This is a genomic window from Paraburkholderia sp. D15, assembly GCF_029910215.1.
In the GTDB taxonomy this organism is placed as follows: Bacteria; Pseudomonadota; Gammaproteobacteria; order Burkholderiales; family Burkholderiaceae; genus Paraburkholderia.
In genome coordinates this window covers 436,359-457,611 of sequence record NZ_CP110397.1, presented here as the reverse complement: position 1 = coordinate 457,611, position 21,253 = coordinate 436,359, and the positions used below count along the sequence as shown (strand labels likewise).

Sequence of the window (21,253 nt, the reverse complement as noted above, 5' to 3'; positions counted from 1 at the left end):
CCAAAGCCCATGCTGCGCGCGACAGCTGCGCTCGCGAGACCTGCTGATACTCAACACATTGGGCGAGCAGGCGCCGGGCTGGCGCGCCTAGCGCACGCAACGCTCTCGCGGATTCGCGCGCAGCATCGTCGGATTCGTGCACCAGAAGCATGGTCGTTTTCCTACCGGTCCGAGTGCGAATACATACCGGCATGCAGACGGTACGTCTGGCTTACGCTGAGGGCCAAGGCGGTCAAAGCAATGAAGACAGCAAGCAGCCAATGCACCACTGGCCCCACTGGCACGCCGCAGAGCAGGCCAGCACCCACCAAGCTCACAAGCAGGCGTACACGGACCTCATGCACTTGATCCAGGAATTTAATGAGACTGTTCTTCATGTACGTTTTCCTCGCTTACCTGCCGGAGTGCGCTTGTAGCGCGCTCAAGTCCTGCGTCACTTCCACGACAATGGGGGCGATAGCGCCGTGCGTGCGCGGCGAACTCCTTCAGCGCCTCGTCGCCCGGTAAAGCGTCCCGCTGCATCGACAGCGGGATGCGAAGTCGCGTGCGTGCAGCGCAGCGACGATTGCTGGCCTGTGATGCGCGCTTCGCCTGCTTGAGAATTGTTGCCATATTTTCTCCGTGTAGCCCTCGCATCGAGCGCGAGTGTTTTCCGATCTGTTAGTGCTCTGATTGATTTTTCCGGCTCGGAAGTGGCTGCATGCCGCCGCAGAGGCGCAGGAGCGCCTTGTCTATTTCAACGGCCATCGGTCCAAGCCCGCTATCCACTCGGTCGACACACCACTGGCTTTGAGGTGTGCACGAGACTGCCGAACAGCCCAGCGAAATAACCCGACACCAAATAGCCCCGCGGTGACGGCGGCTGCCGTGACCGTCGTCTGTAGCCACTCCGGCACAAATGCAGACCTGCTCGGTCCAGACTGAAGCACATGCGTGACGCCCCATGCGAGGACTACCAACCCGAGCGCTGGAAGCGCTGTACGGTAGAAGCCGCGTTGACGCTTACGTGCCTCGACGTAGAGCGACAACGCCTCCCACTGCGCCTCGGTAAAAGTGCTGCGATCGATCGTTGGTTCAGCCGAGCTATCAGTGCTGTTGTTCGTCATCAGAATCTCGTCATCGCGGTGTTCGTCAGCCGACGAGGTGACGGATCGCATAAAAAGCCACGCCGAACGCCAACGTGGAAAGCGCGAGGCGGATCAGCCCTCTCTCGGGCAGCCCGATTGAGTCAGCGATGAGGTCTAGGAGGCTCGCGTGTTGATGGCGAATGTGGTTCATGGTGTGCTTTCTACGTTTTCCGTTGTCAGTGAAGCCAGCCGTAGTGACGCATGGCTTCCTCGATTGCTGCGCGCCACTGAGGTGGGCAAGGTTTCACACGCTCAATCGTTCGCGTGCCGCGCAACGGCAGTCCGTTCAGTTCCTTGACGTGCGCAATCCAGCAAGTTTGCGCGACGATCCCATGCCGTTGCTTCACGAACGTCTGTATGTCCTTGTAGCTCGCCATGTCGCTCCCGTGCCGCCCGTTTTCCTATCAACAAAGGCACACACTGCCGTCACTATGGCAGGGGCAATTGCATGCAACTACTTTGGCTACCTGCGCTTCTGTCCATCCGGCTACTCGCAGACCGGCTGTGACGACATCGAGCCGCCTCGGATCAACGGCTCCATCCTCGTTCCTGAACTTCTCTTGTTCACACCCGCAACAACCAAACATCTCTCGCTCCCGTGATTTTCCTGTGTAGCCGGCGCATCGAGCGCGAGCGTTTTCCTGATCTGGTTGGTATCCCGGCTGGTGAATCGGATCGGTCGGATGACCGCCACAAACTCCACACCAGAACACGCCGTCAGACGATTGATCCATCGGCGCGAGTTTATGACTAATCATTTCCCTGCGCTCGTTGTAGTAGAGCGGATCGAGACAGGGCAATGCGCTCCAATCGACAACATCCCTCCGAACTCGGCCCACGGGCGTTTTCCTACGTGTTTTGTTCCGACCCGATGCGCCGTTGCGCGGCGAGTGCCAGCCGCGTGAACCGCCCATAGCGATCAGTCCGACGCTTGTACTCATCTATACCGACAAAGGCCAGCGTGAGCATGGACAGCGGAAACAACTTGCGGTAGCCGTAAGCGATCCGCCTGCTAGTGCGCTGAGAGACACGCTCAATTCTGGCGATCGAAGCGGCACATTCGCGCTCTGTCTGCTCCACAAAATCAATCAAGTCCATAGATGCGTTGGTCTGCATGTCTGTTTTCCGACTTATTGGGCGCGACGCGCCCGATCCACAATAGATGCCGCGAGTTCGGCGGCGACAACGGCCTGGGCCGATTCCTGCACTCCATGCTCACCAATGCGCCGGCGGTCGTCACGCGTAGGAATCAGTCGCGCGACGACCGCCCCAAAGTTAACCTGCTCACCAGACGGTACGGTGGCTACACCATCTTCGAAAAAGATAACGCCATCCCGAAGGTAGAGCCATCGAAGGGCGTCCACGCCACGGGTTGCAGGAGGGTCAGCGTCAGGGGTTCGATGCTTGATGTGCAGGTAGATGTGTCGGTGAACACAGCCTTGCAGACGACTCAGTTCCCGGTCGCGAACAGGGTCATTCGAACGAAAGGGATCGCCCTGTTCGAGTTGCAGCATTCGGCGAACGAACACAAATCCAATCAGGAGTATCCCGGCCAGCAAGCCAACGAATGCACCGATGAAAAAAGTCCCCACGTTCTGCCCCTTGCCTGTTTTCCGGTGCCCGCCGTGGCGGGCGTTGTGTCGTCAGTGAGCGAAGAAGAATTCGCGGGCGCAGAGCGTGTCCAGCGATTCATCGAGTACGGCGCTGGCCGCGTCGTGCGAGTGGCGACCATTGGGCCAAACCGTGTCAGGACCGGCGAGAATCCCTTTGGCCCATTCCGCTTGCACGATGGCGTTGTGCAGTTCTTCGTCGTCGGGATACCACTTCCCGTCGAAGCCAAGCGCCTTCGTCTCTCCGAAATATCGCGTTTGCATCGTGACTCCCCTTGGGTTATCGGCACACGTGCGCCGACCATGAAGGCAGTATAGGTTATTTATGCTTACCGGTCAACATTAATTCAGAAAGCACTGCATCGAGCGCTGCGCCTAGATTGCGCAAGCCGTGCGTCTCGCGGTATGACTCCAGAAAGGCTTTTGAGCGGGCGTCAACGGTTGCGTCGAGCCGAACCTTGCCGGCACTCGCCATACGCTCACGGTGCGCCTCTGTGCCGCTCCTAAGCTGCTCCTGGCGTCGCTCCGGTGTTAATGTCGCTGGCCGTCCTCGGCCACGCTTCTGTTCAGTCATTGTTTCGCCTGTGGAAAGGCCGCTTGCGCGGCCTGTGAGATTCACGGTTGTCGGCCCTTTGTTCAGCGGTCCTGCCGCGTATCCCACACCCGAAGGATTGCGATGCTCGACGGACTCGGCTCGTAGGCCGGGATGATCTCGTAGTGGATCTCATAGTCCCCGTGGAGGCACACGTCCTTGTGAACCTCTCGGGCCGGTGGCCCCTCCCAACCGTCCAGTTCCTCCCCGATGCGGTGGCGCAGTTGGACACCCAGGGATTTGGCCTCGCCATTCAGCGCCTTCACAGTCTCGCGAGCCTTGGTCGCTCCGTTGAGCATCTTTTCAAACTCGTAGATGGTCAGCAGGTCCGACGCGGCCTTGCTGGTGAACACGACCGGGACGGCCATCACTCACCAACCTTCGGCAAGGGAAGCTCATGATCGGTGCCCAGGCTGTCGGCCCAGCGCTCCATCGCGTCCATCGAGAGCAGCCTGCCCGCAGTCACGTCGTCCAGGCCTTCTTGAATCATCTGGCGCTCACGCTCCGCTCGGGCGAGATAAGCCACCACCGCCTTGCGCACGATCCATTGCTTCGAGCGGTCCAGCTTCGTCGCCAAGTCGTCCATGCGGGCCACAAGATTCACCGGCAGTTGAGCCGTCACCGTCTTCAACGCTTCCGCCATCGCACACCTCGCTATTACGTTTCAATAACTACTATTGTAGCGCAATGCTACGTCGCGCGGGCTTCATGGCACGGCCACGTTTGCTGCGTCGTAGCATTTTCAACACTACGACTGAGATCCAAGGATTGACGAGGTATTACGGCTGATCGACCGGCAGCTGAGCGGTCGCCGCGGCAGCGCATATTTGCTGCAATCGCACATTGCCTGCGTCCTTCAAATTACCCCCGCGACAATCGCTCCTAGTCGAACCGGATCGGCGTCGATCAATCGCTTCGTTGCCGTCAGTGTTTCGTGTCCAAGTAGCTCGTTTATGTGGCGAAGATCGAATCCGAGTCGATGCAAACGCACAGCAAAAGTTCGGCGTCCTGACATTGCGCTTGCTCCCTCTATGCCAGCTTGAGAGTGCAGCTTGCGGAACAGTTGACTCAAGGAGTCACACGAGTAACTGACGGCCCCGGTAGCGGTCGTTCTCGCCATCAAGCGGTACGGTTGGCCGTCGCCCGTGAGAAACAGCGGGGACTCTGGATCAAGTCCGCGATACGCAGCCTTGCGCGTCGTGAGGCCGTGCCCGCTCTCGATGCGGTACGTGAGGTACTTGTCGATTGCATTGACCACCTTGGTATTGGACCACCACAGCGGACGCTCCTTGCCGTTGTAAGCGATTTCTGCGGGGATACTGGACTTCTCAAGCAAAGAGCCATCGCCCTTGAGGTATGCCGAAACCGGCAGGCGTGCAACTTCAGTGAGCATCATGCCTGTGCCGTATATGACCATCAGCAACGCGACGTTGCGCTCACGGCTCTCGCCCGAAATTGCCGAGACTTTCAGCAAGTGCTTTAGGCGGGCATCCTCAATGTAGGGGGTTTTAGCCATTCTTTTTCGGACCAAAAAGCATCTTATTCAGAGGTTGATGCCGTCAGGATAGCCGTCGATCGGGCTGGATGCAAGGCGAGACGGGGAAAGCTCGGAAAAAGCTAAGCGGTCCTCCTCGCGTTTGCGGGGTAGCCGGGTTGGCTGTCGCATGCGCAGGTCCGACGGCATCGGCGCGGCGCCTTGCGAAGGAAGTCGACAGCGCTGCGGCCCCTCCTTGCTTGTTTCACTCGAAGGCACCAGTGAACGTCGGTAGGCGCGCTGAAATGTGGCGCGTCGCGCCGTTTCAACATCGAGTAGCGCAGAACGAGCGGCTTCCTTAAATCTGGCGACGGGCCGCAGCAGGTTGCGACGCAAACAGTCGGTATCACCGGCGCCCCGGTGCAATCGGTTCGTCAAAACAGCGGCGGCGGTACGAAGCGTGTCGACGCTTGCGACCACGGTACGGACGACGCCCATTCAACGCTTGATCCTATTGGGACATCGGATTGAACCCGACCGTCGAACCGCGCGCCGCTGATCGCGGTCCCGGCGATGACCTGCAGGGGTTGCAGTTGCGCCGAACCAAAGATGTCGGAAATTTTGCGGTACCGGTCTGACACCACTTCAAATTGTGCGGCCGAGGCACATCTTTTGCTGCCCTCAAACCTGTCAAATTGACGACGGAGCGGCCGTCTGGCGCCGCATGCTGCTAGAGCAAGGAGAGTCTGTATGAGCAACACACTGAGGGATTCCAAGGTCGCGGTTCTTGCCGTGGATGGCTTCGAGCAGGCCGAACTGGTCGAACCGAAGCGTGCCCTGATCGAAGCTGGCGCGACTGTGCACGTCATTTCGGCGAAGCCCGGCAAGATTCAGGGCTTCAAACATGTCGACAAGGGTGACGCGGTCGATGTCGATGCTACCTTCGACACGGTGGTCGCCGCTGACTACGACGCGGTCGTCCTGCCGGGCGGGGTGGTGAACGGTGACGCAATCCGTCTGCTGCCGCAAGCGCAAGCGTTTGTTAAGGACGCCGATAGCGCGAAAAAACCGATTGCGGTGATCTGTCACGGCGCGTGGCTGCCGGTGTCGGCTGGGATCATCAAGGGCCGTACGCTGACGAGCTGGCCGAGTCTTCAGGACGACATCCGGAATGCCGGTGGCACGTGGGTGGACAACGAAGTGGTCGAGGACGGCAATCTGATCACAAGCCGCAAGCCCGACGATCTGCCCGCATTCAACCGCTCGCTGATTGCGCAGCTGTCGAAACGCAAGGCGACTTGACGGCGGGAATCGGAGGGGCCGCGCTTCCTGGCGAACCGTCGATGGCGAGTTGGTCGATGCATGCGGGGGAAGGCGTGGTTAGCTCAATATTCCGCGTCGAAGGCATGGAGCCCGACTGCCGAACGGCGTCTTGATTTTTAGTGCGAGGAGAACGCATGTCACTCATTGTCGCAGCCCGCTTCACCACGTTTCCGGCTGCAGAAGACGCGGCGCAAAAACTTTTCAATACGGGTTACGTTGAAGAAGATGTGACGCTGTTCTTCGTAAATCCGCGGGGGCAGTACGCGCGCTATCCGATCGGCGGCGACACATCGACCGATTCCGGTGCGAAAGACGCCCCGAAGGGTGCCGGCATAGGCGTGACGCTCGGGGCGGTCGCGGGCGCGGTGGTCGGTGTAGCGATCTTCGCGGCGTTTTCCGCGCCGGTCATTGTGTCGCTAATCGCGGCTGGCGTCGGTGCCTACATCGGTTCATTGATCGGCGCGATGACACGCACTCGGGATGGCAGTTCGGGGCGCCGCGCGCCTTTCCACGAGGAGTCACGCGATTCGGGCGTGCTCGTCGCGGTGCACGTGTCGCCGGATAATCAGCTCGATGCCGCGCGGGTCTTGCGCGAGGCTGGCGGGGCGTCGATCGAACGCGCAACCGGACGCTGGCAGCACGGACGCTGGGCTGATTTCGATCCGCTCAAGCAACCGGTGCCAATAAACGAGTACGTGAAGAAGAAAGATTGAATTTGAGCATTGAAATTGAATGCTTCGCGCGACCGTCCCTGGGCGTGGTAACAAATTGGCGTGTAGGTCCGCAGATGCGTGACGCTACCCGTGATCCAAGGCGCGGTCGATCTGCTGTGGGCCATGTAAATCGATAATCGGCGCGAACGGAGTTCAGAGCAAAGTGGCGTTCATTGTTCCCGCTTCGTGCTTCGCGCTGTGCGGGTAAATCGTGGGAGCGTTTGGAATCAACTCGGCAATTCCAAGCTATATTCTGGGCCTCCTGATCCGCGACGCCGGAGCGAACGTCAAACTATTCCAACGGACGCTGGCACGGCGCATCGCACACTAGCGTCGACAAACCTGACGAAGATGGGCGCCAAAGTCATCACCCGCCACTGTCCCAAACCGACCCGCTCAGCTCAGACGGTCGTCTCCGAAGCGGTCAGTCCATCGAATCGAGCTCTCCGAACTGGATTTCCGTAAGGCGGCCATTGGGGACTTCACCCAGTTGGCCAGCATCGGTCAATCGTCGATTGGTCAGACATGTCAACTGTCGGAGCCGTTGCGGACTGCCGCTTTCCGAAAAATCGCTCATCCTTCGGTTGCAGACGGCGGGGAACTGTGCGGGCACTTGCGCCGGCATGCGGTGCTCGCCTCCATGCCAGTCGCGGTGATCTCGGCCGGCAATCCGCCGGTCGAAAAGCAGGCACCGTGGACATTTTTCCTACGCAAACCGGTCGACGTGGAAACACTGACACTTGCAGCAGCGCGGCTGGTTGCCGGACGGTTGCCGAGGATGTCCGCCCGACCTTTTCTCGGAGACCCCGCACGGTCCCGATGGCGACCTGTTCCCTCCAGGTGCTGGCCCTGAGGCAGAGACGTCCGGACCGCTCCGGTCGGAAAGCGGGTGCTTTGCGGTAGGGGCGACCGGTCAGAAATTTCGTCGTGGCTGCCCTTGAAATTTCAGCCCGCGATTTCTATCTTGATTTCCGCTCAGGCAGTCGCGCCCGCAATCGGGCGCGCTGCGTGTTTCGATTTGTTTGCCCTCAACTGGCAGGCGAACTGGAGCGCGTGTGCCCGTTCGCCTCCGTAACTTCAAAGGAGGATACGACCATGAGTGATCTCTATTCCGGCGCCGATCTCTTCGGTGAATTCGCCCGGTTGCAGCGACAGATGGATACCCTTTTCGGCGGTTTCCCCTCCAGCCTGCGCTCCAGCCGCGTCGGCGCTTTCCCGCAGATCAATATCGGGACCACGGACGACTCTATGGAAATTGTCGCGTTCGTACCAGGTCTCACGACGTCCGAACTGGACGTCTCCATTGAGAAGGGGCTGTTGACCATCAGCGGCGAGCGCAAACGCATTGCGCCGCAGGGGAGTGGCGATATCCGTACCTACGCGCAGGAGCGGTTCTCCGGCTCATTCCGTCGCGCGATCGAACTGCCACAACATGCGGACCCCGACAAGGTGCAGGCACGCTACGCCAACGGCTGCCTGACCATCAGCGTCGGCAAGCGCGAGTCGTCGAAACCGAAAGCCATTACGGTCCAGTAAGTTTCTGTCCAGCCAGTCAAGGAGAATAGTCATGAACGAAAAGACCCAACTCACAGGCCGTGAACAGAACGCGATCTCCCGCAACGGGAGCGAACGGCCGGCACCGCGGGCAACCATCGCTCCAGCCGTGGACGTGTTTGAGGACAGCCATGGCATCACGCTGTGGGCAGACATGCCCGGCGTCACGAAGGAGACGCTTGAAGTGAAAGTGCATGACGGCAATCTGTATATCGAGGCCGAAGCGTCGGTACCCACGCCTGCCGGTCTGCGACTGCAGCACGCCGAAATCCGCGAGCCTCATTTCGCGCGGGCGTTTTCGCTCAGTCCGGACTTCGACGCATCAAAAATCGACGCCAGCCTGAAAGACGGCGTGCTGCAACTGACGATACCGAGGCGCGACGAAGCCCGGCCGCGGCGCATCGAAGTGCGAACGGACTGAGCAGATGACAGGTGTCGGTAGGATTTGATTGGCGACCGTCTGGTCCACCGTTCAGTAAGGAGAGCTCTGCGTTGGCGGCGACCGCCAACGCAGAACTTCGATCTGGCGCGGCGGCCGTAGTTTCTCTGCGTTGGTGGAAAGCAAAGTGATGAACTCTGATCCGAAAAAATGGAACCCCTTCAAGTTTCTTCGCGGGGTTGCCCGCAAGTCCGATGCGGACGGGCCGGAACGTCCGCCGTCGAGCGAACCGTCAGAATCTTCATGGGCCGGGTTTGCGTTTGTTTCCTCGAGAACCTTGGCGCGCCCTGGAAGAGATTTTCCACGACCCGTTTGCCGGCCGTAGCGCGCTCGAACGATGGTTCGGCGACTTCAGTTCACCACGCTTCCAGCCTCGCATCGACGTCGTCGATGAGGGGCCGGTGCTGCGCGTGACTGCAGAACTGCCGGGGATGGATCGCGAAGACGTGAAGGTGAGCGTCGAGGGCGGGGCGATCGTGCTGCGTGGAGAGAAAAAGCAGGATGTACGCAGTGAGGAAAACGGCTGCTATCGGCTGGAGCGGGCGCATGGACGCTTCGTGCGCACAATTCCGATGCCTGAGTACGCTGATCCCGGTCGCGCCCTGGCAAAGTTCGACAACGGCGTACTCACGTTGACCGTGCCGAAAATGGAGCCGGCACCGTGCACCAGTCGCACAATCGATATCGGTTAGGGCGAGCATGCAAAGTCCCCAATGGTGGCGGGCGATCGAATCGCCAAAGTGAGCTGTTCAGCAACGCCGTAGCTCGGTCCGGTTTTGGGCGACAGACCATCGAACCCGGCGCCCACGAGTGACTGTTTGTCATTCGTTGCCGGTCGTTCACCGAAGGCTTGAGGGGGACGGTTTGTGGCCGGATCGAAGCAGTGTCACCCGGAACTTTGCTCGCCGCAAAGCGGTCGTTGGGCAAGGGCCTTGGAGATCTAGCGCATGGAACCGGACGACGACCTCGACGGCAGTTCATGGCAGATAACCGCCGGCGAACGTATTGGCATCAGGCAAACGGAACAGCCGCGCTCCGTTCTAAAAGTCGCGTGAGCGTTCTTGCGTTGCGTTGCCCCTGATCTTCGTAGTTGTTATTGAAAATCACCTGTGTGCGCGCAACGAGCGCGGCTATCCGTCTGATCTCGTCGGCGAGCCCGGCAAGCTCTTCATCGCTATAGTCGTAGTTAAACCGGTCGCTGGCCGCGGCTGCGTCCTTGATGTTCCAGGTCTCGTGATTACGGCCATGAAGGCGGACCAGGGCAAGCTGATCGTTCGTCACCTCCCACACCGATGGAATACTGTTACCCGAACCTTGTGGCTCGTCGACGATCACGTTGACGAGACCACGCTCGCGTTCGAATGCAAGCGTCGAGGCAGCGTGCTTTTCGTCGAACCACGATCTGTTGTGAAACTCGACGGCAACGGTATAGCCGGCCATGAACTCAGCACAATGGGCGACGTGCGCAACGTCCCTTGGCGCGCTCGTCACCCACGGCGCAAACTGGAAGTGCACCGCACCGAGCTTTCCGGCCGCGCGCAATGGCTCGATCGCTTTCAGATACCTGCGCCACAATTCGCTCCGGACGTCGTCCGGCACGTCTTTGTAGTACAGGTTTTTCTTGCCGTTCTGGGGCAGGGCGGCTTGCATGTCCTTCGGGAACATGTCGCGTGCCGTCTGATGGCCGGTGAATAACCTGAATGCCTTAATATTGAAGACGAAGTCCGCCGGCGAGCGCTCGACCCACAAAGCCGAATTGGAAGCACTCGGCATCGCGTAATAACTTGAATCGACCTCAACGGTCGGGAATTGACTCGTGTAGAAACGCAGTCGCGCCTCGGCGCTCGTACAACCCGGCGGATAGAATTTCTTGCTTTTGATCAGCGTCGGATCAGTCCAGCTGGCGGTACCCACGCGCACATCCATTTTAAGTTCCTCAAGCGATTCAGCAGAAGTTGCGACTCACGGTACGGAGCGTTCCGAGCAGGTCAGAAACGTCGACCAGCCGCTGGGCAACCAGATGCCGTACCTCACCCTCGCGCTGCCACACGCCATAGACCGCCAGCAGGGATGCGCCGAGCGCCTCGCGCCGGAATTTTTCAAGTACTGACTTCCAGACGATGATATTCACCGATCCGGTTTCGTCCTCGAGGGTCATGAACATCACGCCGTTTGCCGTGCCGGGCCGCTGCCGCACGGTGACGATGCCGCACGCACGCGCCAGCTGGCCATTACGATAGCGCATCAGCACGTGCGTGGGCATCAGCCGCTTTTTCAGCAGCAGCGGGCGCAGCAGCGCGACGGGGTGCCGGTTCAGTGTCAGCCCCGTGGACCGGTAATCGCCGATGATGCCTTCGCCTTCGCTCGGTGGTGAGAGCGAGGGTGTGGCATCATCGCGCGCAGCGCCGCGCAACAGATCCCGGTCCGGTACCGCCGCGACCGCGCTCCATAGTGCCTGCCGCCGGTTGCCGGCAAGGCGCACGAGCGCGTCGGCGTCAGCCAGCACCTGCAGGTCGTGCCGGTCGAGCTGCGCGCGGTTCGCCAGATCAGCAGTCGAAGCAAACACGCGTACCGCTCGCGCCGCTTCGATACGTGCTGCCGCCTCCGCTCTCATGCCGCGCACGAGGGACAGCCCCAGACGCACCGGCGTGTTTGAGCCGTCTCCTTCGAGCGTCGAATCCCAGTTGCTCACGGTGACATCGACGGGCAGCACGATCACGCCGTGCCGCCTCGCATCCTGGACAAGCTGCGACGGCGAGTAAAAACCCATGGGATAGCTGTTAAGCAGCGCACAAAGGAACGCAGCCGGCTCGTGGCACTTGAGCCAGGCACTCGCATACACGAGCAGCGCAAAGCTGGCCGCGTGACTTTCAGGGAAGCCGTATTCACCGAAGCCCTGGATCTGCGCAAAGATCGATTCGGCGAATTCGCGGTCATAGCCGCGCTCCAGCATGCCATTCACGATGCGGTCGTAATAGTGTTGCAGGCCGCCCTTGCGCTTCCACGCGGCCATCGCCCGGCGAAGCTGATCAGCCTCGCCGGCGGAAAAGCCCGCCGCGAGCATCGCCACCTGCATCACCTGTTCCTGGAAGATCGGCACGCCGAGCGTGCGCGCGAGAGCTTTCTCGACATCAGGACTTGGGAATGACACGGGTTCAAGGCCCTGACGCCGGCGCAGATACGGGTGCACCATGCCGCCCTGTACGGGGCCCGGACGCACGATCGCGACCTCGATCACGAGATCGTAGAAAACGCGCGGGCGCAGCCGCGGCAGCATGCTCATCTGCGCGCGCGATTCGATCTGGAAAACCCCGACGGTGTCGGCGCAGCAGATCATCTCGTAGGTGGCCGGGTCTTCAGGAGGTATGTCCTGCAGTTCGAACGGCTCGCCGCGCTGCTGCGCAACGAGATCGAGCGCGCGTCGGATCGCCGACAGCATGCCGAGAGCAAGAACGTCGATCTTGAGCAGCCCCAGCGCTTCGAGATCGTCCTTGTCCCACTGGATGACGCTCCGGTCCGGCATCGACGCGTTCTCGATTGGGACGAGCCGGGAAAGTTTCCCGCGCGCGATCACAAACCCGCCGCTGTGCTGTGAGAGATGTCGCGGGAAACCGAGTAGCTGCATCGCGAGCGTCGCCCATTGCTGGATCAGCGGTGTTTCCGCGTCAAGCCCGCTCTCGGCGAAACGCCTGAGCAGATCCTGACTCGAATCGAACCAATGGTGCGCCTTCGCCACGCGATCGACGATGGACAGATCGATCCCGAGCGCCTTGCCCGACTCGCGGATCGCGCTGCGTGGCCGGTAGGTCGTGACGGCAGCCGCAATGGCGGCACGCGTGCGCGTGTACTTTGCATAGATGTACTGGATAACTTCTTCGCGGCGCTGGTGTTCGAAGTCGACGTCGATATCCGGCGGTTCCCCGCGCTCCCTGCTGATGAACCGCTCGAAGAGCATGCTGCTTCGTGCGGGATCGACCTCGGTCACGCCAAGGCAATGACAGACCGCCGAGTTGGCCGCCGATCCGCGGCCCTGGCACAGTATTCCGGCATTACGGGCGAAGCGCACGATGTCATAGACGGTCAGGAAATAGGGCTCATATTTCAGGTCCGCGATCAGCGCGAGCTCGTGCTCGATCTGTTCCTGCACGCTGTGTGGAATACCGGCAGGATAGCGCCGCTGCGCGCCGATGTAAGTCTCCTGCCGCAGATACGCAGTCGGCGTCGTGCCGTGCGGCACCAGTTCGTCGGGGTATTCGTACCGCAGTTCATCCAGCGAAAACGAGCACCGGCTCGCAACGTTCAAGGTTTCCGACAGCGCAGCGCGGGGGTAGAGATTCGCGAGCCGCAACCTGGAGCGAAGGTGCTGTTCAGCATTCGGCGCAAGGTCAAATCCGCATTCGGCGACCGGCCGCCCGACGCGGATCGCGGTCAGCGTGTCCTGCAGGGGCTTGCGCGAACGCACGTGCATGACCACGTCGCCCGTCGCAGTTACCGGCACGTCATGACGCATCGCCACGGTCTCCACCACGTCGCGGTGGATGTCATCCATTGCACGCGCGAGCAACGTCAATGCAACCCAGACGCGACCGGGAAACGTTTCGGAGGCCCATTCGACCTGCGCGTCCAGTCGCGCGGCCGATGCAGGGAAATCCGGCAACACGACGACGAGGCAGTCAGGCAAGCCGCGCAGATGGGACCAGGGCGCTTCGCCGTGATCCAGATCGCGCGGCGTGAGCAGATAGGCACCCTTTGCCGTGCGAGTACGAGCGAGCGTGATCAGTTCGGACAGGTTTCCGTACCCATCGCGGTTCTGCGCGATGGCGAGCAGATTGATCGCCGGCGAGCCGTCGGCGTTGGTCAGGCGAAAGCGCGCGCCAACCAGCAGTTTGATGCCCGCTTCCTTTGCCGCGACGTGCGCACGCACAATGCCTGCGAGCGAGCATTCGTCAGTGATCGCGATCGCTTCGTATCCAAGTTGCGCGGCGCGCGTCGACAGTTCCTCCGCGTGCGAAGCACCATGCAGGAACGAGAAGTTGGAAGAGCACTGCAGCTCGGCATAGCCGGGCAGGGCGAATGACGCGGTATCCATGATCGTTCAGCCAAAGAGCCCATGCAGATACCAGCGCGCTTCCTCATCGTCGCGACTGCCGACGCGCTCCCGGTAGATCCAGTAGCAGATCGCGTCGTCGGATTCGGCGACGAAGTAGTCGCGTGTGACGAGTTCGCCCGCGAACCAGCCGGCCTCGACGCGCTCGCCCGGCGACACCATGCGCAGCGGCGTGCCGTAAAACGGCCGGTGTGCACGCATGAGAAGCTTCACGGGTTTTTCCATTAACCAGACCGGTCGGGGCGTGTCGCTCGGCGGTGCCACCCACTTCGCGGCGTCGGTGAGCGGCACCCAGCGCGCGGCCTCTTCGGGCCGGTGGTCAGCAACCGGCGCCGGCCGCAGGACGTTCTCCGGACCGAGGCGTGCGACGAGCAGCTCCATCAGGCGCGCGTGATCTGCCGGCGAGCCGCCAGGCTCCGGAAAGAGCGAATCCGATTCGGGCGCTGCCGCCTGAACGTCGCGTGCCTCGATCCCGATCGCAATCACCGCAGCAGCCAGATCAACGCGCGCGAGCCGCTCGCGTAACAGCCTGACGACATGCTCCTCACGCCATGTCGGCTCGGCGAGCGCAATATCGATCGTCGTTGGCTCGATAGCCGCGCGGCCGCGTTCGTGTTCGAGCACGACGCCGAGCCGGACGATCGCCAGCTGCTGGTTCACGAGCCATCCCGTCATCTGCGCGATCAACCTGCGCGCGGCGAACAGACAGGCTTCGGCGTGTTCGATGCGATCCGGCATTTCCACGCGCGCAGAAAAAGTCGGCGGCAACTCAAGCCACTCATGTGCCTCGGGCGCACCTCCGGTCGCGCGATCAAGCTGTTCGATCAACGCGACGCCGCAGCGTTTTTTCAGACCCGCGCGCGGCAGTCGCATCAGTTCGCCGATCGTCTCGCATCCGATGCCGGTAAACCATTCGGCGAATTTACGGGCTGGCGGCAGGAGGGTAACAGGTAGTGCCGACAGCGCGCGCAATAGCGATCGCTGTGAGAGTGCCCGGCCGCCGCCGTGCCGCGCGAGCAGCCACGCGCCGTCGCCAGTCGGCGCGACGCCAAACGATCCAGTCACGCCGATCGTCTCCGCCACGCGCTTCATGGCGCGCAGAAGCGCGCGCACGCCACCGAAGAGCCGCAGACTCGCGGAGACGTCAACCAGCACCGTGTTTTCGGCGGCAAGTGCGACCTGCGGTGAGAACTGCATGAGGCCCGTCGCCAGTGCAACGGTGGTGGCGTGTTCGCGCGCCGGATCACGTTCGCGCAACTGCGCGTCCGGAGCCATGGTCAGAACGCCGCCGCGCCGCATGCCTGGCCGTACGCCCGCAGCGCGTGCGACATCGTCGAGCACGAGCACCCGTTCGCGATCGAGCACGACGAGGGCCGCCCCCGCATCACGCGACCACTTCGGCCGGAACACTTCGAGGCACAGTAGCGGGAGGTGAACGCCGATCCACACTTGCATTTCGATTCACATTCAGGATGGGCGAAGGGGAGAGCAGTACAGAAAGCGTGTCGTCGCGCCGCGGCCCACGCCGCTTCACAAACTCCACATTCACGCCGTCGCGCACCGGGCGCAGCGCAAGTCGCAGCGGCGCGGTGGAAGCGTCGCTCGCGGCCGCCAGTGGTCTGATCAGGAAGAACAACGTGTCGGACGTCTGCGCCGCGAGATGAAGGCGGCGCAGCGACTCCGGCCGCACGTGGTTTTGCCAGAAGATCAGCGCACCGGTGGTGCCCGCGCGCAGGATCTGCTCGGCGGCCCACAGCGCGTCGGCCGTTTTCCCGGCGTGCAGCACGCGCACGTGCTCTGCCGATAGGCCCCAAGCTGCCAGTGCCGCCGGCTGAAGGCGGTGCGGTGGCTGCAACAGCATGACGGGCCGGTCGGCGATTGCTGCAAGGGCAGGACGAAGAAGCCGCATTTCGCCCACGCCGTGACCTGAGACGAGCAGCTCAGTCAGCGCGCCACGAGGCCAGCCACCGCCCGGCATTCCAGCGTCGAGCTGCGGGCTGCCAGACACCACGACGCGCGTGTGCCGACCGCCCAGCTGGGAGCCCCGCCAAAGGGTTATTCCCCCCGCCTCCGAATACATAGTTGTGTCGAGGGCACCATCGATGGAACGCGCCCGTTCTTCGGGGGTGCGTAACTGCTGTCCGGCTGTGGCAGTCCGAGTCACGATCAGGCTCCAATAATACTGTATAAATATACAGGTATCTTAGCCCAAGATCCCAACTTTTAGATAGGCGACGCCGGGCTGCCAGGAAACCGCATTCGTTGGACTAGCATGCAATTAGCCAGACGCAAAAGTACGGAATTGACGGGACTGCCGGGATAAGCGGATATTCAAGGGACCACCGGGCGGCGCAGTTACGTCCCAGCAACTTGCCGACACCGCTTCGCTGAAGGAGGGTGAGAGGCGCTTGACGACCCGCAGGAGCCATTCTCCCGGCAATCCTGAGCAGCCGCTCTAAGACTTACTACAGCCACGTGGGCTACATAAGCGCGTTGGAGTCGACGCGCTTATGCAAACTACAGTAGTAAGTCAAGGGAGCATGACTGGGAAGACTTGGCCGTCGCTACCTTGTCAGCGCTCCCGAACGACACGACGCTGGCACGCTCGAGGAAGACCCGAAGTGATGTCGGGTGCTCCCTTTCAGCATCCATCTTTATTGCGTCGCCATTGCCGACATATACTGTTCTCGCACTGCCAAGCCTCCATAGGGCAAGTGAGATGCTGTGACCGTCGCAACATAATCTGAATACGCATATTCCACCCTTGCCACCGCCACGGGTTTTTCCATTAGAGAGGTCAATGTGGTATCGCCGGTCGTCGCCGTCGGAACTCCAAGGGCTTCGCGCAGTTTTTGCAAGGCGATCCGCCAGCTCTGCCTAGTCTCGGATTCAGTCATGTCCCGGCGGTACAGATTGATCGCCATGAGTGTGCGGTCCGGTTTAAAGCTGAACCATATTTCGCTCACAGGCGGGCCGTTTGTGCGAAGCAGTTGCGCCGGTACGCCGCGACAGCGCAGATAGCGAAAGCCACGTGAAATCTCGTCGCAATGCACGTTGTCGCGGGCCATCTGTTCGGCCACTTCCGTCTCCGTACTGCGATCGAGCTGCAGTCCGAGGGCCGGACGGTCCGGTGCCGCAATCGAGCCTCTTTTCCTCAAAATGGCGTTGTCCCGCATGGATACGACGACTTTTGAATCGACCGTATCGACTGGGCACGGGACGCCGAGTTTAGCCAGAAGCTGCCGCCCCTGCGACGTATGCATCCAGCCAATTGCAGCGACGCTCACGCACGTCGCTGCAATGAGGCCAGCCATATTGCGCGTGCTTCGCGCCGCCGTTAGCCGGAGCATGATGTCGCAACCGTAGGAGGCAGATAAAGCGGGCCTCCGGGCGTAGCGTTCGTGATAGTGCTGCGCAGGTTGAACAGAGTCGGCACCGCACTATATTGGAACTTTGTGCCAACCGGGATACCGGCGGAATTGGTCGCGGTGAGCGGGTAGGTTCCATTGGTCGTCGAGGTCAAGGCGGCAAAGTCCGCGGCGGGTAGCTTGCTTTGCAACGTCGCGACCAGGTCCACCATGAACTGATCGAACACGCAGCCAGGCACGCCGACGTCGTTATGGGCGGTCGTCATGTCCTGACACATTTCCGGTTGGGCGTCGACATCACCGGCAACCTTGACCGGTCCTGGATACGTATACGGCCCCCCGAGGAGAGATTCGAACTGCAGCGTAAGACATGCTTCCAACCGCGCGGCGGTGTCATGGGCCGCACTGTTTTTGCTGGTGTTGCCTGTTACCGCCGCAAAATACGGCGCCTCGACCGGATCTGCCAATAGACCGGCGACAGCCGCGTTCACGACGCCGGCCACGGCTGCCGGGGCGGCCGAGTCACCGCCGAGTGCCGACCAGATTGCTTGATTCTCGGGGTGCTGAACCACCGGTGGACTCAGATCATTGCCGCCGCCACAGGCAGTGAGCGCCACCAGCGCTGCCGCGGCCAACACGATGCCAACGAACCGTTTCATGAATTGTCTCCTCAGGAAGCCATCGCGACGCCGTTTTCTCAAGTGCGACGATAAGCACCTTGGCGGGACGGCAAACGTTCTATACGTGGGCTGAGGGAGAACGGATGCAGCGTGCGCATTTTCTTCGACAAACGCGCAGCTAGAACCCGGTAGCGGCGTCAGCTTTCATGGCGCATATCTCTGGTTAGCTCAGTGATTTCGAACTGAACCGGCCGTAGCGTCTTCTGCTGCATCACCGTTGCTCGTGACGCAACGCGCTGACCAAGGCAGATATCGCGCGCTCGCAGTTTGGCCAGGTCGCACGCTCTCAACTTGCTGTCGATGGCGAGGTTGAACATCGCCAGATCGCGCGTTCTTGCGGCCAGTTGCAGGCGAATCCGGATCGCCCAGATCTCCTTCAGTTTCAGCGGCGGCTTAGCGCGCCCAGAAACAGCGCGACATAGGTCAACGCACTAATACGTCCGCACACGATCGGGCGCACATCTTGTGAATTCTTGACCTGTGGCTGTGCCGGCACCAACGCTAAAAGACCTAAACTGATAGACGGCGGCTAGCACCGGATGGGCCGTCACCGTGATGAGGATTTAGTCGGCACGCGCAGATCGTCTTCTGGCGCGCCCCTCAGGAGACAATTATGAAGGCTCTGTTGATACTCGCGTGCTTAGTGGTGACCTCAAACGCATTTGCCGAATGAGCGACGAACTCCCGCGGTGAAACCGTATGCGGCAATGGGCAGACCGCGGGCGGCTACAACCGGAACACCGGGACGGCGTGGACGTCTCGGACGAACCAGAATGGGGTGCGGACCACTCAGACCAACCACGGCGGCGAGGCGAAGACCATGAACGGCAAAGGTGTGGTTCACGGCCCCGGCGGGACTAGCTGTTATCGGACCGCGAACAGCCACGGCTGCAACTGACGGCGCTTCAGCCACCACCACATTGGACAGGCGTCTGGACTGACACCGACGCCCTACAAGAGTGGGAGCAGTCAGATTGCTGTCGCCTGCTTTCGAGTGCAGTTCGGCCATTCGTAGCGAAAAGGCGAAGGTCCTTTTGTGGTCGATCGCTGCCTCATGCATGAAGCATAGAATTGCGCGAATCTGAAACTGCCGCGACCGACAGCACGCGACCCACTTCGGCCGCTCGGCCCGAGATAGTGGAAAGGGCAGCTTTAAGTGCACAACAGCCGTTCGTCCCGTCGTCAGAACCCTACGGGTGATCGACGAGCGTGGACATTCGGGCGGCTCACTTCAGAACGGCTTCGGCAATACCCGCCAGCGCACAGATCACGACGACCGCAAGTGGCGGAATTTTCCAGCGCGTCAACAGGAAAAAGCCAATCGTCGCCATGGCAAAATCGACGCCGGAGCGTATCGCGCTGGTCCAAACCGGCGAATAAAGCGCGGTCGCCAGCAGTCCGACAACAGCGGCATTCACGCCGGAGAGGACAGCGGCCATTGAAGGGCGGGCGCGCAGCGCTTGCCAGTAGGGCAACGCCGCCAGGACGAGCAGCAGTCCGGGCAGAAAGATGCCCGCTGTGGCCAGCAGCGCACCGACCCAATGATTCGGCGCCTGGGTCATCATCCAACCAAGAAAGGCGGCGAACGTGAAGAGCGGCCCGGGGACGGCCTGTGCGGCACCATAACCGGTGAGAGAAACATTCGACGATACCCACCCTGTTGCGACTGTCTCCTGCTGCAAGAGTGGGAGCACCACGTGACCGCCGCCGAAAACGAGCGCGCCGGAGCGGTAGAAGCCGTCGAAAACCTTGACGGCCTGGATACCGTGAAGTTGTGCAAATGCCGGAAGCCCAAAGAGCAGGACGCAGAAGAGGGTCAGTGCAAGCGCCCCCGCGGTGCGGGACACCCGGAATTCGTGAACGTGCTGTTGCATGCCGACGGCGCCAGCTGAGGACGTTACCCGGCAAAAGATGAATCCAAGCGCCGCGTCGAGCGCGATCACGATGAGTTGTGCATAGACAGTCGTCAGGATGCTGAGCACCGCGATGGCAACGAGTGCGATGGCGGCCCGGCGATGATCCGGGCACAATCGCCGGGCCATATCCCATACTGCTTGGGAAACGACAGCGACGGCGACGAGTTTGAGACCATGAATCAATCCGCCGCCGACCGGTCCAGTGAGGCTTGGAGCGACGGCTGCGAAAACGAGCAGGAGCAGGACGGAGGGCAATGTGAACCCGCACCAGGCGGCGAGCCCACCCAACCACCCGGCCCTTAGGAGGCCAATCGAGAATCCCACCTGACTGCTTGCAGGGCCTGGAAGGAACTGGCATAGCCCGACAAGATCGGTAAACGTCTCGTCATCCAGCCAGTGACGCCGCTCGACGAATTCGCGCCGAAAGTAGCCAATGTGAGCGATGGGACCACCGAAACAGGTCAGCCCCAGCCTGAGGAATACCGCAAGAACTTCAGGCGCGGCGCCCGCCCGGGCGGGGCGTGATGACGTCATACCTGTTTCCATTGGCTTGTGAATTTCGGTGATTGAGACGAGCGGTGCGATTAAACCGTGGGGATGGATATGTGCAGGACGCTGATCATTCCAGGCAACGGTGCAAGCGTATCGATCCGATGTGACTAAAAGGACGTCGTCTGCATTACAAATTCGCAATTCAGATGCTATCGGGAACCGAAGGTCCGTTGCTTGGGGGCGACCTGACGTTCGAAGGTCCGCACACTCGCGGCGCCAATGACTGCCTCTGGCCGAACCCGGAAGGACGAGTCAGCCGTACAAGGCACGGCGGCAGACCGGCGCTGAACTTCCCTCGTCGACCCCGAGCGGACTTTCGGCGCGTTCGAGACCGAACGACCGAAGTCAGGCCGTCATCGCCCCACCTAGACGCGTGCTCCGCCGCTCGACTATCCTTGCCACGGGTGCGCTAACCGTGTACTACTTCGCTACGCTTCCTTCGGCTCCTCTCACTTGTCAGCGATGCGTGAAGAGACATTCGATCTGCGTCGGGAATGCGCGCGCAGGGAATACACGTACGCTCGCCTGCGTGTCGCGACAGCCCGTCTTATGCGCGCAGATTCGGCTGTTGAAGGGGTCGATGCTTGGGCGAGCGCGATTGGCAATCTTCATTTTCATGGATTCGTTGAAGGTCGGATCGGGCACCGGCCGAGGCGGTCATCGTTCGGGTAGCCATGGAGCCTCTGTGAATCACGTCAGATCAAACGCTCAGCAAGTCATCTTTGGACAGCGCCACGCGAGGCACATCATTTCAAAATTGTGACGCCTCATGATTTGACATTTATCCGATGATTGAGA

21 protein-coding genes and 2 pseudogenes are annotated in these 21,253 nt (G+C 61.1%); 6 read left to right on the top strand and 17 right to left on the bottom strand.

All coding sequences use genetic code 11. The annotated features are described in order from the left end of the window. Nucleotides 1-161: 161 nt before the first annotated feature. From LFL96_RS36720 to LFL96_RS36700, 5 genes are all read right to left on the bottom strand, one after another. Nucleotides 162-377: a hypothetical protein gene (locus LFL96_RS36720; RefSeq protein WP_281004107.1), complete on the bottom strand. Its 216-nt coding sequence runs from the start codon at nucleotides 375-377 to the stop codon at nucleotides 162-164. 354 nt (nucleotides 378-731) lie between these two features. Further along, nucleotides 732-1,106: a hypothetical protein gene (locus LFL96_RS36715; protein WP_281004106.1), complete on the bottom strand. Its 375-nt coding sequence runs from the start codon at nucleotides 1,104-1,106 to the stop codon at nucleotides 732-734. 25 nt (nucleotides 1,107-1,131) lie between these two features. Beyond that, nucleotides 1,132-1,278, bottom strand: a complete 147-nt coding sequence (locus LFL96_RS36710) for a hypothetical protein (RefSeq protein ID WP_281004105.1) — start codon at nucleotides 1,276-1,278, stop codon at nucleotides 1,132-1,134. A gap of 25 nt (nucleotides 1,279-1,303) precedes the next feature. Further along, nucleotides 1,304-1,504: a hypothetical protein gene (locus LFL96_RS36705; protein ID WP_281004104.1), complete on the bottom strand. Its 201-nt coding sequence runs from the start codon at nucleotides 1,502-1,504 to the stop codon at nucleotides 1,304-1,306. 472 nt (nucleotides 1,505-1,976) lie between these two features. Continuing rightward, nucleotides 1,977-2,243, bottom strand: coding sequence for a hypothetical protein (locus tag LFL96_RS36700; protein WP_281004103.1), 267 nt, complete (start codon nucleotides 2,241-2,243; stop codon nucleotides 1,977-1,979). Between LFL96_RS36700 and LFL96_RS36695 the strand changes: the two genes are divergently transcribed. After that, nucleotides 2,228-3,055 (top strand): hypothetical protein, encoded by an 828-nt coding sequence (locus LFL96_RS36695; RefSeq protein ID WP_281004102.1) that lies wholly within the window; start codon nucleotides 2,228-2,230, stop codon nucleotides 3,053-3,055. The genes LFL96_RS36700 and LFL96_RS36695 overlap by 16 nt on opposite strands. A gap of 318 nt (nucleotides 3,056-3,373) precedes the next feature. On the opposite strand, the gene LFL96_RS36690 is transcribed toward LFL96_RS36695, so the two are convergent. The 4 genes from LFL96_RS36690 to LFL96_RS36675 all read right to left on the bottom strand — a co-directional run bounded on the left by LFL96_RS36690 (nucleotide 3,374) and on the right by LFL96_RS36675 (nucleotide 5,301). Beyond that, the gene (locus LFL96_RS36690) at nucleotides 3,374-3,697 is read right to left on the bottom strand and encodes a type II toxin-antitoxin system RelE/ParE family toxin (RefSeq protein ID WP_281004101.1); all 324 of its coding nucleotides are present in this window, start codon (nucleotides 3,695-3,697) and stop codon (nucleotides 3,374-3,376) included. After that, a complete protein-coding gene (locus LFL96_RS36685) occupies nucleotides 3,697-3,972 on the bottom strand; it encodes a ribbon-helix-helix protein, CopG family (protein ID WP_094783063.1) in 276 nt (91 codons plus the stop codon). The genes LFL96_RS36690 and LFL96_RS36685 overlap by 1 nt, the downstream gene beginning before the upstream one ends. Before the next feature lie 213 nt (nucleotides 3,973-4,185). Next, nucleotides 4,186-4,845 (bottom strand): site-specific integrase, encoded by a 660-nt coding sequence (locus LFL96_RS36680; protein ID WP_281004100.1) that lies wholly within the window; start codon nucleotides 4,843-4,845, stop codon nucleotides 4,186-4,188. Nucleotides 4,846-4,872: 27 nt separating this feature from the next. Then, complete coding sequence (locus LFL96_RS36675; protein ID WP_281004099.1) at nucleotides 4,873-5,301, bottom strand: hypothetical protein; 429 nt, start codon at nucleotides 5,299-5,301, stop codon at nucleotides 4,873-4,875. A gap of 252 nt (nucleotides 5,302-5,553) precedes the next feature. On the opposite strand from LFL96_RS36675, the gene LFL96_RS36670 reads away from it, so the two are divergent. The 5 genes and pseudogenes from LFL96_RS36670 (at nucleotide 5,554) to LFL96_RS36650 (ending at nucleotide 9,524) form a co-directional block, all read left to right on the top strand. Then, the gene (locus LFL96_RS36670) at nucleotides 5,554-6,105 is read left to right on the top strand and encodes a type 1 glutamine amidotransferase domain-containing protein (protein ID WP_281004098.1); all 552 of its coding nucleotides are present in this window, start codon (nucleotides 5,554-5,556) and stop codon (nucleotides 6,103-6,105) included. A 155-nt stretch (nucleotides 6,106-6,260) separates the two neighbouring features. Then, nucleotides 6,261-6,839, top strand: a complete 579-nt coding sequence (locus LFL96_RS36665) for a hypothetical protein (protein WP_281004371.1) — start codon at nucleotides 6,261-6,263, stop codon at nucleotides 6,837-6,839. Nucleotides 6,840-7,934: 1,095 nt separating this feature from the next. Further along, the gene (locus tag LFL96_RS36660) at nucleotides 7,935-8,375 is read left to right on the top strand and encodes an Hsp20/alpha crystallin family protein (RefSeq protein ID WP_281004097.1); all 441 of its coding nucleotides are present in this window, start codon (nucleotides 7,935-7,937) and stop codon (nucleotides 8,373-8,375) included. A 31-nt stretch (nucleotides 8,376-8,406) separates the two neighbouring features. After that, a complete protein-coding gene (locus LFL96_RS36655; protein ID WP_281004096.1) occupies nucleotides 8,407-8,814 on the top strand; it encodes an Hsp20/alpha crystallin family protein in 408 nt (135 codons plus the stop codon). A gap of 148 nt (nucleotides 8,815-8,962) precedes the next feature. After that, nucleotides 8,963-9,524, top strand: a pseudogene (locus tag LFL96_RS36650) (Hsp20/alpha crystallin family protein). Nucleotides 9,525-9,843: 319 nt separating this feature from the next. Here the strand turns inward: LFL96_RS36650 and LFL96_RS36645 are convergent. From LFL96_RS36645 to chrA, 8 genes and pseudogenes are all read right to left on the bottom strand, one after another. Further along, nucleotides 9,844-10,758: a DUF72 domain-containing protein gene (locus LFL96_RS36645; protein WP_281004095.1), complete on the bottom strand. Its 915-nt coding sequence runs from the start codon at nucleotides 10,756-10,758 to the stop codon at nucleotides 9,844-9,846. Between the two features lie 19 nt (nucleotides 10,759-10,777). Beyond that, entirely contained in the window at nucleotides 10,778-13,921 is a 3,144-nt protein-coding gene (locus tag LFL96_RS36640; protein ID WP_281004094.1) for an error-prone DNA polymerase, read from the bottom strand. A 6-nt stretch (nucleotides 13,922-13,927) separates the two neighbouring features. Next, on the bottom strand, nucleotides 13,928-15,394 hold the full coding sequence (locus LFL96_RS36635; protein ID WP_281004093.1) for a DNA polymerase Y family protein: 1,467 nt from the start codon (nucleotides 15,392-15,394) through the stop codon (nucleotides 13,928-13,930). Beyond that, nucleotides 15,324-16,019, bottom strand: coding sequence for a translesion DNA synthesis-associated protein ImuA (imuA, locus tag LFL96_RS36630; protein WP_281004092.1), 696 nt, complete (start codon nucleotides 16,017-16,019; stop codon nucleotides 15,324-15,326). The genes LFL96_RS36635 and imuA overlap by 71 nt, the downstream gene beginning before the upstream one ends. Nucleotides 16,020-16,593: 574 nt before the next feature. Beyond that, nucleotides 16,594-17,253, bottom strand: coding sequence for a hypothetical protein (locus tag LFL96_RS36625; protein WP_281004091.1), 660 nt, complete (start codon nucleotides 17,251-17,253; stop codon nucleotides 16,594-16,596). Between the two features lie 23 nt (nucleotides 17,254-17,276). Next, nucleotides 17,277-17,966, bottom strand: coding sequence for a hypothetical protein (locus tag LFL96_RS36620; protein WP_281004090.1), 690 nt, complete (start codon nucleotides 17,964-17,966; stop codon nucleotides 17,277-17,279). A gap of 179 nt (nucleotides 17,967-18,145) precedes the next feature. Further along, nucleotides 18,146-18,382: pseudogene (locus tag LFL96_RS36615) on the bottom strand (integrase); the annotation flags it as partial. An 831-nt stretch (nucleotides 18,383-19,213) separates the two neighbouring features. Next, complete coding sequence (gene chrA, locus LFL96_RS36610) at nucleotides 19,214-20,449, bottom strand: chromate efflux transporter (RefSeq protein ID WP_281004089.1); 1,236 nt, start codon at nucleotides 20,447-20,449, stop codon at nucleotides 19,214-19,216. Nucleotides 20,450-21,253: the final 804 nt, after the last annotated feature.